The sequence below is a fragment of the Pantoea leporis genome, assembly GCF_028048155.1.
In the GTDB taxonomy this organism is placed as follows: domain Bacteria; phylum Pseudomonadota; class Gammaproteobacteria; order Enterobacterales; family Enterobacteriaceae; genus Pantoea; species Pantoea leporis.
The window spans coordinates 405,847-419,020 of the sequence record NZ_JALMEU010000003.1 but is presented as its reverse complement, the minus strand read 5'-3'; the positions used below and the strand labels follow the sequence as shown (position 1 = coordinate 419,020).

General features: G+C 54.6%; 15 protein-coding genes. 8 read left to right on the top strand and 7 right to left on the bottom strand.

The window, feature by feature from the left end:
• Positions 1–66: 66 nt before the first annotated feature.
• A complete protein-coding gene (gene gmhB / locus MWH02_RS12765; protein ID WP_110867583.1) occupies positions 67–627 on the bottom strand; it encodes a D-glycero-beta-D-manno-heptose 1,7-bisphosphate 7-phosphatase in 561 nt (186 codons plus the stop codon).
• 187 nt (positions 628–814) lie between these two features.
• Here gmhB and metN point away from each other — a divergent pair, with 187 nt between their 5' ends.
• From metN to proS, 6 genes are all read left to right on the top strand, one after another.
• The gene (gene metN, locus MWH02_RS12760) at positions 815–1,846 is read left to right on the top strand and encodes a methionine ABC transporter ATP-binding protein MetN (RefSeq protein ID WP_217549040.1); all 1,032 of its coding nucleotides are present in this window, start codon (positions 815–817) and stop codon (positions 1,844–1,846) included.
• Positions 1,839–2,492 (top strand): methionine ABC transporter permease MetI, encoded by a 654-nt coding sequence (locus tag MWH02_RS12755; RefSeq protein ID WP_101762028.1) that lies wholly within the window; start codon positions 1,839–1,841, stop codon positions 2,490–2,492. The genes metN and MWH02_RS12755 overlap by 8 nt, the downstream gene beginning before the upstream one ends.
• Positions 2,493–2,529: 37 nt before the next feature.
• Positions 2,530–3,345, top strand: a complete 816-nt coding sequence (locus MWH02_RS12750; protein ID WP_110867582.1) for a MetQ/NlpA family lipoprotein — start codon at positions 2,530–2,532, stop codon at positions 3,343–3,345.
• 129 nt (positions 3,346–3,474) lie between these two features.
• The gene (gene rcsF, locus MWH02_RS12745) at positions 3,475–3,876 is read left to right on the top strand and encodes an envelope stress sensor lipoprotein RcsF (RefSeq protein ID WP_210080830.1); all 402 of its coding nucleotides are present in this window, start codon (positions 3,475–3,477) and stop codon (positions 3,874–3,876) included.
• On the top strand, positions 3,873–4,580 hold the full coding sequence (gene tsaA / locus MWH02_RS12740; protein WP_192235639.1) for a tRNA (N6-threonylcarbamoyladenosine(37)-N6)-methyltransferase TrmO: 708 nt from the start codon (positions 3,873–3,875) through the stop codon (positions 4,578–4,580). The genes rcsF and tsaA overlap by 4 nt, the downstream gene beginning before the upstream one ends.
• A gap of 89 nt (positions 4,581–4,669) precedes the next feature.
• Complete coding sequence (gene proS, locus MWH02_RS12735) at positions 4,670–6,388, top strand: proline--tRNA ligase (protein WP_101762032.1); 1,719 nt, start codon at positions 4,670–4,672, stop codon at positions 6,386–6,388.
• Positions 6,389–6,418: 30 nt separating this feature from the next.
• Here proS and arfB read toward each other — a convergent pair whose 3' ends face one another.
• On the bottom strand, positions 6,419–6,829 hold the full coding sequence (gene arfB, locus MWH02_RS12730) for an alternative ribosome rescue aminoacyl-tRNA hydrolase ArfB (protein ID WP_101762033.1): 411 nt from the start codon (positions 6,827–6,829) through the stop codon (positions 6,419–6,421).
• A gap of 214 nt (positions 6,830–7,043) precedes the next feature.
• Between arfB and MWH02_RS12725 the strand changes: the two genes are divergently transcribed.
• Together MWH02_RS12725 and rof are read left to right on the top strand one after the other, a co-directional pair.
• Complete coding sequence (locus tag MWH02_RS12725) at positions 7,044–7,244, top strand: YaeP family protein (RefSeq protein ID WP_036622231.1); 201 nt, start codon at positions 7,044–7,046, stop codon at positions 7,242–7,244.
• The gene (gene rof / locus MWH02_RS12720; RefSeq protein WP_101762034.1) at positions 7,231–7,494 is read left to right on the top strand and encodes a Rho-binding antiterminator; all 264 of its coding nucleotides are present in this window, start codon (positions 7,231–7,233) and stop codon (positions 7,492–7,494) included. Before MWH02_RS12725 ends, rof begins: the two co-directional genes overlap by 14 nt.
• A gap of 39 nt (positions 7,495–7,533) precedes the next feature.
• Here the strand turns inward: rof and MWH02_RS12715 are convergent, their stop codons facing one another.
• The 5 genes from MWH02_RS12715 to accA all read right to left on the bottom strand — a co-directional run bounded on the left by MWH02_RS12715 (position 7,534) and on the right by accA (position 13,163).
• The gene (locus MWH02_RS12715; protein ID WP_271460763.1) at positions 7,534–7,842 is read right to left on the bottom strand and encodes a c-type cytochrome; all 309 of its coding nucleotides are present in this window, start codon (positions 7,840–7,842) and stop codon (positions 7,534–7,536) included.
• A gap of 14 nt (positions 7,843–7,856) precedes the next feature.
• Complete coding sequence (gene tilS, locus MWH02_RS12710; protein ID WP_271460759.1) at positions 7,857–9,158, bottom strand: tRNA lysidine(34) synthetase TilS; 1,302 nt, start codon at positions 9,156–9,158, stop codon at positions 7,857–7,859.
• Between the two features lie 54 nt (positions 9,159–9,212).
• On the bottom strand, positions 9,213–9,602 hold the full coding sequence (locus MWH02_RS12705) for a VOC family protein (RefSeq protein ID WP_008108470.1): 390 nt from the start codon (positions 9,600–9,602) through the stop codon (positions 9,213–9,215).
• A 75-nt stretch (positions 9,603–9,677) separates the two neighbouring features.
• The gene (locus tag MWH02_RS12700; protein ID WP_101762037.1) at positions 9,678–11,828 is read right to left on the bottom strand and encodes a lysine decarboxylase LdcC; all 2,151 of its coding nucleotides are present in this window, start codon (positions 11,826–11,828) and stop codon (positions 9,678–9,680) included.
• A gap of 375 nt (positions 11,829–12,203) precedes the next feature.
• Entirely contained in the window at positions 12,204–13,163 is a 960-nt protein-coding gene (gene accA, locus MWH02_RS12695) for an acetyl-CoA carboxylase carboxyl transferase subunit alpha (RefSeq protein ID WP_101762038.1), read from the bottom strand.
• Between the last annotated feature and the right edge of the window lie 11 nt (positions 13,164–13,174).

Below are 13,174 nucleotides of genomic sequence, written 5' to 3'. Positions count from 1 at the left end.
TGAGCTGACAAGTGCAAATTTCAAGTTTTTTGCTGTTCGCTTGAAATTTGCGCAAAAGACCCGTTTTCAGGCCTTTTTGATGCGTGCTGGCAGCTCTGCCAGACTATTAATCACCCAATCCGCCACTGCTTCCCCTTCTGCCGTTACCGGCTTGCCACTACGCACCAGCACTTTGGTACCCACCCCCGCTGCTAACGCCGCCTGCATATCTTCTAATTTGTCGCCTACCATATAAGAAGAAGCCATATCGATATCCAGATGCTGCTGCGCGGAGAGCAACATGCCCGGCTGCGGCTTACGGCAATCACACTGCTGGCGATACGCTTCTACCGTGGCATCTGGCAAATGCGGACAGAAATAGATGCCATCCAAATCAACATCACGATCGGCCAGCGACCAATCCATCCATTCTGTGAGTTGCATAAACTGGTCTTCGGTAAACATGCCACGCGCAATGCCCGACTGGTTAGTCACCAGTACCAGCGCATAGCCCATCTTCTTTAACGCCTGTAGCGCTTCGATGGTGCCATCAATGAATTCGAAATTATCGATTTCATGAACATAGCCGTGATCAACATTCAATGTGCCATCACGATCAAGAAAAATAGCCGGGACTTTGTTCGCCACGTAGAAACTCCTGCTGAAAATGTGTCGCTAAGTATCGCATGATTGCGTATAGCGAGAGAATGGCAGTTTGAATGACTTCCATTGATTTAGCCGTCTGGATGCCTTAACATCCATCCAAATTTCGCACAGCCCTGCTGAGTGAAGCCCCATACACCACGGATTATGCAACACGATAATAAATAAACTAATGATTAAACTCGAAAATATCACCAAAGTATTCCAGCAAGGCTCACGCACCATTCAGGCGCTGTCCAACGTCAGCCTGCACGTGCCTGCTGGACAGATCTATGGCGTCATCGGTTCCTCTGGAGCCGGTAAAAGTACCCTGATTCGCTGCGTCAATCTGCTGGAGCGCCCAACCTCCGGACGCGTGCTGGTTGATGGCCAGGAATTAACCACCCTTTCTTCTGGCCAATTGACGCGGGCACGCCGCCAGATTGGCATGATTTTCCAGCACTTTAATCTGATGAACTCCCGCACCGTCTCCGGTAACGTGGCGCTGCCATTAGAGTTAGGCAATCTTTCGCGCGAACAGATAAAGAAGCGCGTTAGCGAATTGCTGGATCTGGTGGGATTATCTGACAAGCATGATAGCTGGCCAGCGAATCTCTCTGGCGGACAAAAGCAGCGTGTTGCGATTGCCCGCGCACTGGCGAGCAATCCTAAGGTGCTGCTGTGTGATGAAGCCACCAGCGCCCTGGATCCTGCAACCACGCGTTCGATTCTGGAGCTGCTTAAGGACATTAACCGTCGTCTGGGCATTACCATTCTATTGATCACCCATGAAATGGATGTGGTGAAACGCATCTGCGATCAGGTTGCGGTGATCAGCAATGGTGAGTTAATTGAAAAAGACAGCGTGAGCGAAGTGTTTTCGCATCCGAAAACGCCGCTGGCGCAACAATTCATTCAATCGACGCTGCATCTGGATATCCCCGACGACTACCAGCAACGCATGGCGCCACAGCCAACAGCTGATAGCGTGCCGCTGCTGCGTCTGGAGTTCACCGGCAAATCGGTGGATGCTCCGCTACTGTCAGAATCGGCTCGCCGCTTTAACGTTAATAACAACATCATCAGTGCGCAGATGGATTACGCCGGCGGCGTGAAGTTCGGCATCATGCTGGCTGAGATGGATGGCAGTGAAACAGATACACAAGCCGCGATTGCCTGGCTGAAAGAAAATCATGTGAAAGTAGAGGTGTTGGGTTATGTCTGAAGCGATGATGTGGTTACTGACGCGTGGCGTCTGGGAAACGCTGATGATGACCTTCGTCTCTGGTTTCTTTGGTTTTGTCCTCGGTCTTCCGATTGGCGTGCTGCTGTATGTGACGCGTCCCGGCCAGATTCTGGCCAACAACGCGCTTTATCGCGTGCTGTCCGCGCTGGTGAATATCTTCCGTTCGATTCCGTTCATTATCCTGCTGGTATGGATGATTCCATTCACTCGCGCCATTGTCGGCACCTCGATTGGCCTGCAAGCCGCGATTGTGCCGCTAACCGTCGGCGCCGCGCCGTTTATTGCACGTATGGTGGAAAACGCCCTGCTGGAACTGCCAACCGGATTGATCGAAGCATCTCGCGCCATGGGCGCCACGCCGCTGCAGATCGTGCGTAAAGTCCTGCTGCCGGAAGCGCTGCCAGGTCTGGTGAATGCCGCTACAATTACCCTGATTACGCTGGTTGGCTACTCCGCAATGGGCGGAGCGGTTGGCGCAGGCGGTTTGGGCCAGATTGGCTATCAATACGGTTACATTGGCTATAACGCCACCGTAATGAACACCGTGCTGGTTTTGCTGGTTGTGCTGGTCTATTTAATCCAATTCTGTGGCGACCGCATTGTACGTGCTGTGTCCCATAAGTAAGCAAGCAACATCAATAGTCCTCTATTAAGGAAAGGATATGTCTTTTACATTTAAAAAGATTGCCGCTGTGGGTGCTCTGATTGGCGCAATTGCGCTGGCAGGATGCGATCAGAAAGCAAAAGATCCAAACCACATTAAAGTGGGTGTGATTGTCGGCGCTGAGCAGCAGGTTGCTGAGACTGCAGTGAAAGTGGCGAAAGAGAAATATGGCCTCGATGTTGAGCTGGTTACCTTTAACGATTACGTGCTGCCAAACGAAGCGCTGAGCAAAGGTGATATTGACGTTAACGCCTTCCAGCATAAGCCGTATCTGGATCAGCAGATCAAAGATCGCGGTTACAAGCTGGCCATCGTAGCGAACACCTTCGTTTACCCAATCGCCGGCTACTCTAAGAAAATCAAATCACTGGATGAACTGCAGGACGGTTCACAGGTTGCTATCCCGAACGATCCAACCAACCTGGGACGTTCACTGCTGCTGCTGCAGAAAGTCGGCCTGATCAAACTGAAAGATGGCGTTGGCCTGCTGCCAACCTCACTGGATATCACTGAGAACCCGAAAAAGCTGAAGATCGTTGAGCTGGAAGCGCCGCAGCTGCCACGTTCACTTGACGATCAGCAGATCGCACTGGCGGTGATCAACACCACGTACGCCAGCCAGATTGGTCTGACGCCAGCGAAAGATGGCATCTTCGTGGAAGACAAAGATTCACCTTACGTGAACCTGATTGTTAGCCGTGAAGACAACAAAGACGCTGAGAACGTGAAGAAGTTTGTGCAGGCTTACCAATCAGACGAAGTGTCTGAAGCGGCCAACAAGATCTTCAACGGCGGCGCAGTGAAAGGCTGGTAATGTTCACCTTTCATGCCTTGCAGGGCGGCTTCGGCCGCCCTTTCTTTTGCCATAAATTGCACCTGACTTGTTATTTATTGTCGTCCTTGTTTCAATAACGCCACTTTTTTATTACTTGAGGATGTTGCCATGCGTTTTTTACCGCTCTGCTTGTTAGCATTGATGCTAACCGGGTGTGTGCGTGAATATCACCCGATAAGCAGTGCTCCTTCTCGTCCGCAACAGGCATCCAGCGAACCACAACGTAAACCGACTCCACGTCCCGCGCCGGTGAAGATCTACACCGATGCGGCCGATCTGGTCAGCAACCCGTTCCGCGATTTGGGCGAAGTCTCTGCTGAAGATTGCCAGAGCAGCAGCCAGGATTCGCCTCCTAACATCAACACCGCGCGCAAGCGCCTGCAGATTCGCGCAGCCGGCATGAAAGCCAACGCCGTCCTGCTGCATAAGTGCGAAATTGTCACCAGCACGCCGGGATGCTATCGCCAGGCCATTTGCCAGGGCTCCGCACTGAAAGTCTCGAATCAATGAGTGAGTTTGCATTCGCGCAAATCGGCGTGATTCGTTCGCCGTGGAAAGAGAAGTTTGCCGTCCCGCGCCAGCCCGGTCTGGTGCAGGATGGCGGCGGCGAGCTGCATCTGCTACCACCTTACAATCAGCCGGAAGCGGTGCGCGGGCTGGAAGCGTTTAGTCATTTGTGGGTGCTGTTTGTGTTCCACCAAACGATGGAAGGTGGCTGGCGTCCGACCGTGCGTCCCCCGCGCCTCGGTGGCAATGCGCGTATGGGCGTGTTTGCCACCCGTTCAACCTTCCGCCCCAATCCTATCGGCATGTCGCTGGTTGAGTTAAAAGGCATTCGCTGCGAGAAGCAGCAGGTGATCTTGCAGCTCGGCAGCCTCGATTTAGTCGATGGCACGCCGGTGGTGGATATCAAACCTTATCTGCCGTTCGCCGAAGCGCTGCCTGATGCGCGCGCCGGGTTTGCGCAGGCGGCGCCTGATGCCACCATGCCGGTGCGCTTTTCGCCGCTGGCGCAGAGCCAGCTTCAGCTGCAGCAGAAAACCCATCCGCAGCTAGCGCGTTTCATTAGCGAAGTGCTGGCACAGGATCCGCGCCCGGCTTACCGTAAAGGTGAGACGGAAGATCGTGAATATGCCGCCTGGCTACTCGACTTTAACGTGCGCTGGCGCATTGATGAGGCAGGAACCGAGGTGATCGCCCTCGATCCCCGTTAAAACCCGCTTTTGAGTGATTGATCTCGCTGGTACACTAGCCGCCAGAAAAATTTTGTCAGTTTCCTTCCGTATAACTGGAATCGTAATCAATGCGTACTACTCAATATCTGCTCTCCACTCTGAAGGAGACACCTTCCGATGCAGAAGTGATCAGCCACCAGCTGATGCTGCGCGCCGGCATGATCCGCAAACTGGCTTCCGGTCTCTACACCTGGTTGCCGACCGGGATTCGCGTGCTGCGAAAAGTTGAAAACATCGTGCGTGAAGAGATGAACAACGCCGGTGCGATTGAGATCTCCATGCCGGTGGTTCAGCCTGCCGATCTGTGGGAAGAGAGCGGCCGTTGGGAGCAATACGGCCCGGAACTGCTGCGCATTAAAGATCGTCACGAACGTCCCTTCGTGCTGGGTCCAACCCACGAAGAAGTGGTTACCGATTTGATCCGCAACGAGCTGAGCTCTTATAAACAGCTGCCGCTCAATCTGTATCAGATCCAGACCAAATTCCGCGATGAAGTGCGCCCGCGTTTTGGTGTGATGCGTTCACGCGAGTTCATCATGAAAGATGCTTACTCGTTCCACACCACGCAGGAATCGCTGCAGGAAACCTACGACGCGATGTACCGCGCCTACAGCCAGAGCTTCAGCCGTATGGGCCTGGATTTCCGCGCCGTACAAGCTGACACCGGTTCTATCGGCGGCAGCGCATCACATGAATTCCAGGTGCTGGCGCTGAGCGGTGAAGATGACGTGATCTTCTCCAGCGAATCCGATTACGCGGCCAACATTGAGAAAGCCGAAGCCTTAGCGCCGGCTGGCGAGCGCCCGCAGGCCACAGAAGCCATGACGCAGTTCGATACGCCAAACGCCAAGACTATCGCCGAGCTGGTTGAGCAACATCAGTTGCCGATTGAGAAAACCGTTAAGACGCTGTTCGTCAAAGCCACCGAAGAGAGCGGCCACACGCTGGTTGCCCTGCTGCTGCGCGGCGATCATCAGCTGAACGAAATTAAAGCGGAGAAGCTGGATATCGTCGCTGAACCGCTGGAGATGGCGAGCGAAGAACAGATTCGCGCGCTGCTGGGTGCCGGTCCAGGCTCGCTCGGCCCGGTCGGTTTGACCATGCCAGTGATCGCCGATCGTACTGTGGCAAAAACAGCTGACTTCTGCGCGGGTGCCAACATTGATGGCAAACACCTGAGCGGCATCAACTGGGGCCGCGATCTGCCAGAACCGCGCGTGGAAGATATCCGTAACGTGGTGGAAGGCGATCCAAGCCCAGACGGCAAAGGTACGCTGCTGATTAAACGCGGTATCGAAGTGGGCCACATCTTCCAGCTGGGTACCAAGTACTCCGAAGCGATGAAAGCAGCGGTTCAGGGCGAAGATGGTCGTAACCAGGTGATGACCATGGGCTGTTACGGCATCGGTATTACGCGCGTTGTGGCGGCGGCAATTGAGCAGAACAACGACGAACGTGGCATCATCTGGCCTGCGGCATTGGCACCGTTTGAAGTGGCCATTCTGCCAATGAATATGCACAAATCTTTCCGTGTGCAGCAGTTGGCTGAAGCGCTGTACAACACGCTGCGTGCCAAAGGCATTGACGTGATTCTGGATGACCGTAAAGAGCGTCCAGGCGTGATGTTCGCGGATATGGAGCTGATTGGCGTGCCGCACACCATCGTAATTGGCGATCGTAATCTCGATAACGAAGAGATTGAGTACAAGGCGCGTACCGCCAGCGAGAAGCAGATGATTAAGCAACATGACATCGTCGACTTTCTGGTGAAAGCACTCAACAAGTAACGCTAAAACGCCTCCAGCCGGAGGCGTTTTTTATTGCACCTTTCCGCGCATCGCCTTCACGTTACTGCGCCGCGTTTTACCTTCCAGCCGCCTCACTTTAGAGCCGTGCGTCGGTTTGGTCGCACGCCGCACTTTTTCCACCGTGGTTAACTCCCGAATCAGATTTATCAGCCGCTGCACGGCCGCTTCCCGATTCATTTCCTGGCTGCGATGTTCCTGTGCTTTGATGATCACCACGCCTTCCGCGGTAATCAAATGATGGCTCGCCGCCAGCAGCCGCTCTTTATAAAACGGCGGCAGCGATGAGGCATGAATATCAAATCGCAGGTGAATCGCCGTCGACGTTTTATTCACATGCTGGCCACCGGCACCTTGCGCACGGATGGCACTGAGTTCCACTTCATTATCTGCAAGTGAAAGCGATCGAGACAGCACAATCATCTGTCACCTACCGTTTGGCTCGACGTTGCGTCGCGTAATAACCTGTTCATCAACTTAACCTTTTGTGCGCACGCTGAATGCATAAGACCAGCGCGAAATGTCACTTTTGCCCATTTGCTTGCATCATTCCCGTGACGACCGGGCTGATTTCGATGAAATTCCTGTGATATAGTCGCCTATCATCCAGAGTATCAACTCTGCTGAGGAGGTGTATGTGCAAAAGTATTGTGAGTTAGTTCGCCAGAAGTATGCCGAAATTGGTAGCGGCGACCTTGGGTATGTGCCAGACGCCATAGGTTGTGCGTTGAAGGCTCTCAACGATATTGCCGCTGATTCTGCGCTAAACTCTTCTCTCAGGGAACAAGCAGCGTATGCCGCTGCAAACTTATTGGTGAGCGACTATGTTGACGAATGAAGCCTACAAACCCATCAACTGCGATGATTACGACAACCTTGAACTCGCCTGCCAAAAACACTGGACGCTGTCGTTAGAGTTAAAAAACGGCGATCAGCTCAAGGCCAAAGCCGTGGACATGGTCTCACGTAAAAACGTCGAGTACCTTGCCGTCGATCTTTCAGGCGAGACCCGCGAAGTGCGGCTCGACCACATCGCCAGCTTCACACATCCTGAGCTGGGCACCGTCGTCGTCAGCGAAGACGAGTAAAACCTCTCTCGGGCGGGAATCACATCCCGCCCACCTCGCTCAAGGTTTTAACGAACTGTAATACGCCGATAAATCTGCCATATCCTGATCGCTCAATCCCGCTACAAACGCTTTCATCACTTCCGCCTGGCCGCCGCTCCGCTCGCCTTTTTTATAGGCTTGCAGTGAATGCAGCAGATAAGGCGCATGTTGCCCGGCCAGATTGGGATAGAGCGGCACCGCGCTTTTGCCCTCCGCACCGTGACACGCCATACAGCTTGCCGCTTTTTGCGCACCCACATTCACATCGCCATCGGCCAACGCCGGCAGCGCCGCAGCGAATAACGCCGCGGCCGTCAAAAGTTTCATCATTGCTCTCCATTTTATTGTTGTGGTGACCAGACCGCCTGCCAGCCTTGCTCGTTGCTGGCTGCGCCTTCGCGGGTAATAAACAGCCCCGGCGCGCTAATTAACGTCTGGTTAAAATAAATCAACGGAATACGTTCGCGCTGCCAGGGCGCAACGCCCAGCTCTTGCCACAGCTTCTTCATCTCGCGGCCACCTGCGCGCCCCTGTATATGATAATAACCCTGCGCCTGAAAGCGGATCGTGATCGCTTCATCCGCTGCAGGCTGGCGCAGCTCGGCAATCCACGCATTCGCGTGCAGCGAACCTAAACCAGCGGGTAAATTAAGCGGCTGCGTGCGGTCTTGCCAGGTTAGCAAGTGCTGACTAAGTGAAGGCTGCGGCGTTAGCCAATAGAGTTGCTGGCGATAGCGGCGCAGCTCAAAAGCGCCGAAACGCAAACAAGGTTTGGCGTCTTCACGGCTGTTGATGACTTCATCGGTGATACGTTTTAATGCCTCGCGCGAAGGCATCGCGCCGCCCTGTTGAGCAATCCAACGGCGTAACAGCGCATGACGCCGCGCTTCGCTCATGTTCATTAACGGCGGGAAGTGCAGCGCGCCCTGTGCATCGCTAAGCTGCGCCAGCTGTTCCGCCAGCAACTCGTCGAGCAGTTGCTCCTGCTCGCCACAGAGCGCGGCACAGCGTGCACTGGCGGCACTGAAGTGCGGCCAGCGCGCCTGCAGCTGCGGCAGCACCTGCTGACGCAGGAAGTTGCGGTCATAGCGGCTATCGGTGTTGCTTTCATCTTCAATCCAGCGCAGTTGATGCTCGGCAGCATAGTTTTCCAGCTGCTGACGGCTAACGTCGAGCAACGGACGCAGATGCCAATGTTCACCCACGCTGCGCTGCAGCGGCATCGCGGCCAAACCCGCCGGTCCGCTGCCGCGTTTTAACGCCAGCAGCAGCGTTTCCGCCTGATCGTCACGGTGCTGAGCGGTAAGTAAGTGTTCACCGGGTTGCAGATGCTGAAACAGCGCCTGATAGCGTGCTTCGCGGGCAGCCGCTTCAATGCCGTTGGCGCGGCCATCAACCTGCACATGCAGCACTTCACAGGGAATCTGCCACTGCTGGCAAACTTGCTGGCAATGCAGCGCCCAGCTATCGGCATTCGGGCTAAGACCATGATGGACGTGTAACGCGCGCACGCGTAGCGCTGGCTGCTGACGTTGCCAGCAGACCAATTGATGCAGTAGCACGGTGGAATCAAGTCCGCCGCTGAACGCCAGCACATAGCCAGCGTCGGGTGTCAGCAGCGAAGCAAGATGAGATAAAGACATGAGCGCGTTCCGTCCGGGCGAGCCACCGAATTGCGGCTCGCGGCGGACGCTAGTTTACGCCTGATACAGCTCCAGCGGCAAACCATCCGGATCGGGGAAGAAGGTGCAGGCTTTACCGGTTAACGCATCGATACGAATCGGCTCACACGTCACGCCCTTCTCCGCCAGCGCCGCTATAGACTGCTCAACATCCTCAACGCAAAACGCCAGATGACGCAGGCCGCAGGCTTCCGGTCCACTAACGCGTGGCGGCGGCGAGGGGAAAGAGAACAGTTCGATGGTATAAACCCCGTTCAGGCCAAGATCGCCTTTCCACGAGTCACGCTCGGCGCGGTAATATTCACCCAACAATTCAAAGCCCAGCACATCACAATAAAACGCCTTACTGCGCTGATAATCGGTGGCAATAATGGCGATGTGATGAATCTGTTTAATCTGCAGCATAGCGACTCCGGTTTTCACACAAGCCGCTTACCCTACGTGGCAAATGCGGCGATGAAAAGAGGTGATTGTCCTAAGTTAGCCTTCGTCATCTTCACGCAATACGCGCACCAGATAACGCCCATCGTCCGTCAACGTCGCACCGTGAATGTCGGTCTCGAAGCCGGGATAGTGCCGGCCGATGGTGCAGAGCATCAGCAGAAAATCGAGTACGGAACGGCTCTCTTCGGTGATCATCTCGCCCGGCATCACCACCGGCACGCCAGGCGGATACGGCAGAATCATGTTGGCGGAAATGCGCCCCACCAGCTCGCGAATATCCACCGTTTCCACCTGACCTTTTACCTGGCGCTGAAATGCCTGATGCGGCGTCATCTTCATCTCCGGCAGTACGTCGAACGCTTTCAACATCAGGCGCGGCAGATCATGTTGCAGGATCAATTGATGAATACCCTGCGCCAGCGTTTGAATGCGCATGTTGCGGTAGAAGTCGGGATCTTCAGCGTAAAGATCCGGCAGCATATTTTTCACCCGCAGGTTGAGATCGTATGCGCGCTTAAACTCCGTCAGCCCACGCAGCACGCTCATCGCTTTGGTTTTATCGATGCCGATGCTGAACAGGAACAGCAGATTGTACGGCCCGGTTTTCTCCACCACGATGCCGCGCTGATCGAGGAACTTCGCCACCAGCGCGGCTGGAATGCCCTCTTCCGCCATGTTACCCAGCTCGCTCATGCCCGGCGTCAGAATGGTGACTTTGATCGGATCGAGATACATATGATCGCGATCGGCATGGGTGAAACCGTGCCAATCCTCCTCGCCCGGCTGGATCGGCCAGCATTCGGCCTGATCGACCTGCTCTGGCTGCCAGATATCAAAGAACCAGCCGTCAGACTCTTCCCGCAAGCGTTGAATCTCACGACGGAAATGCAGCGCACGCTCAACCGAGCGGTTGATCAGTCGCTTACCCGGATTGCCGCGCAGCATCGCCGCCGCGGTTTCAATCGACGAGACAATCGCGTAGCTCGGCGAGGTGGTGGTGTGCATCATGTAGGCTTCGTTAAAGGTGTGCTCGTCGTAATCGCCTTTGATGTGAATCAGCGAAGCCTGCGAGAACGCCGCTAACAGTTTGTGCGTCGATTGCGTTTCATAAATCACTTTACCGGGAGTACGATCGCCGCTCATGCCGCTTTTACCGGCATAGATCGGATGGAAATTAGTGTACGGCACCCACGCAGAATCAAAGTGGATCGATGGCACATCCAGCGTCTGTTTGATGAACTGCGTGTTGTACAGCAGGCCATCGTAGGTTGAGTTGGTGATCACCGCATGCACCGGCCAGCTGGCGCGCGGCGTGGCGTTGACCTTTTGCTGGATGCTGTCACGCGTAAACTCGCGCTGCGGAATGCCGCCCAGAATGCCCAGCGCGTTGCGCGTCGGTTTGAGCCAGATTGGGATGATGTCGCTCATCATCAGCAAATGGGTCAGCGATTTATGGCAGTTGCGGTCAATCAGCACCGTGCTACCCACAGGCGCCGCATACATGCCGACGATTTTGTTCGAGGTCGAGGTGCCGTTGGTCACCATGTAGCTTTGCTCAGCGCCAAAGGTGCGCGCAACGTACTCCTCCGCTTCCAGATGCGGGCCGGTGTGATCGAGCAATGAACCCAATTCCGTGACCGAGATCGAGACATCCGCTTTTAAGGTGTTCGAGCCAAAGAAGTCATAAAACAGGCTGCCCACCGGGCTTTTCTGGAAGGCGCTGCCGCCCATGTGACCCGGCGTGCAGAAGGTGTATTTGCCCTCTTTGACGTAGGTGAACAACGCTTTAGTTAGCGGCGGCGTGATGTTATCGATGTACTCATCGGTGTACTGACGAATATGCAGCGCGATGTCATCGGCAGCGCTCAGGGCATACTCGAAGAAGTGCAGCGCCATGCGCATCTCGTTGATGCTGACATCCATCTGCGAATGGGTGTTGATGAAGGCATAGAGCGGCAGATATTCATTAAGCTGATTGATGTCGCTACACAGCGCCAGACTGTAATCGTCCCAGTCAAAAATCACACCGCAGATACGCGGATTGTGTTCAATCAACTTCAGCAGGTCGCTGGCATTATTGGGGTAAACGGTTTGGAAGCCTTGCAGCTTGAGGGCAGCATCCAGTTCGCGAATAGGCTCATCTTTGTAGAAAGCGCCGTGCGGTCCCATGATCGCAATAATATTCAATGCTCACCTCCTGTGGTGTTGTGGCACTGAATAAGGATAGCGAAAACCGCGCGCGGATAAACCTGGAATGCTCTGCTGTTGAGTGATTGCAACCGAATGCTAATGCACTAGAAAAGCCACGATCAAGCCAAAGGGGACAGGAAAGAGCAGCCCGAAGAGCAAAGCGTCCGAGCCATGGATGGCGAGGCCGATCTGCATGGATGCAGTTATTCTTTGCGATCGGGCTGGTCTTTTCTGGACCTTGCACCGGAGTCACAGCGAAATCGTCGAACCAGGTAGCCATGGATGGCTACCCTACGGATGGCTGATCAGAATGGTGTTCGTTCGACATAAAAAAAGCGGACCGGGGTCCGCTTCTTGCTTAGCTCTGATGTATCAAGCGTAGCCGTAGTTCATCAGGCGCTGATAGCGACGGTTGAGCAACTCTTCGGTGCTCAGCACATCGAGATCGGCCAGATCGGCCAGCAGTTGCTGCTTAAGAGAAGCCGCCATATCTACCGGTTGACGATGCGCACCGCCCAGCGGCTCAGGAATGATGGAATCGATCAGCTTCAGCTCTTTCAAACGCTCAGCTGTGATACCCATCGCTTCCGCAGCCAGCGGAGCTTTGTCGGCGCTTTTCCACAGGATCGACGCACAACCTTCCGGTGAAATCACCGAATAGGTGCTGTACTGCAGCATGTTGACTTTGTCGCCCACGCCGATTGCCAGCGCACCACCGGAACCGCCTTCGCCGATTACGGTACAAATTACCGGAATTTTCAGGCCAGACATTTCACGCAGGTTGCGTGCGATCGCTTCTGACTGACCGCGCTCTTCTGCACCCACGCCCGGATAAGCTCCCGGCGTATCGATGAAGGTGATCAGCGGCATCTTAAAGCGTTCAGCCATTTCCATCAGACGCAGCGCTTTGCGATAGCCTTCTGGTGCCGGCATACCGAAGTTACGACGAATTTTCTCTTTGGTTTCGCGACCTTTCTGATGACCAATGATCATCACTGGACGACCGTCAAGACGGGCAATACCGCCGACAATCGCTTTATCATCGGCATAAGCACGATCGCCAGCCAGTTCGTCGAAATCATCAAACGCGTTGCGGATATAGTCCAGTGTATAAGGACGCAGCGGATGACGCGCGAGTTGCGCCACTTGCCATGCGCCTAAATCGGAGAAGATTTTACGGGTCAGCTCAACGCTTTTTTCGCGTAAACGCTGCACTTCCTCATCCAAATTAATATCGTGTTTCTCATCCGAACGGCCAATCGATTTTAACGAGTCGATTTTCGCTTCAAGCTCTGCGATTGGCTGTTCAAAATCCAGGTAATTAAGACTCATAATGTTCCTGT

Excerpts from the sequence above, each read along its gene's own strand:
- accA (WP_101762038.1), bottom strand. The coding sequence starts at position 13,163 with ATGAGTCTTAATTACCTGGATTTTGAACAGCCAATCGCAGAGCTTGAA.
- MWH02_RS12750 (WP_110867582.1), top strand. The coding sequence starts at position 2,530 with ATGTCTTTTACATTTAAAAAGATTGCCGCTGTGGGTGCTCTGATTGGC.
- MWH02_RS12755 (WP_101762028.1), top strand. The coding sequence starts at position 1,839 with ATGTCTGAAGCGATGATGTGGTTACTGACGCGTGGCGTCTGGGAAACG.
- rcsF (WP_210080830.1), top strand. The coding sequence starts at position 3,475 with ATGCGTTTTTTACCGCTCTGCTTGTTAGCATTGATGCTAACCGGGTGT.
- tsaA (WP_192235639.1), top strand. The coding sequence starts at position 3,873 with ATGAGTGAGTTTGCATTCGCGCAAATCGGCGTGATTCGTTCGCCGTGG.
- arfB (WP_101762033.1), bottom strand. The coding sequence starts at position 6,829 with ATGATTGTGCTGTCTCGATCGCTTTCACTTGCAGATAATGAAGTGGAA.
- MWH02_RS12705 (WP_008108470.1), bottom strand. The coding sequence starts at position 9,602 with ATGCTGCAGATTAAACAGATTCATCACATCGCCATTATTGCCACCGAT.
- rof (WP_101762034.1), top strand. The coding sequence starts at position 7,231 with ATGTTGACGAATGAAGCCTACAAACCCATCAACTGCGATGATTACGAC.
- MWH02_RS12715 (WP_271460763.1), bottom strand. The coding sequence starts at position 7,842 with ATGAAACTTTTGACGGCCGCGGCGTTATTCGCTGCGGCGCTGCCGGCG.
- tilS (WP_271460759.1), bottom strand. The coding sequence starts at position 9,158 with ATGTCTTTATCTCATCTTGCTTCGCTGCTGACACCCGACGCTGGCTAT.
- proS (WP_101762032.1), top strand. The coding sequence starts at position 4,670 with ATGCGTACTACTCAATATCTGCTCTCCACTCTGAAGGAGACACCTTCC.
- metN (WP_217549040.1), top strand. The coding sequence starts at position 815 with ATGATTAAACTCGAAAATATCACCAAAGTATTCCAGCAAGGCTCACGC.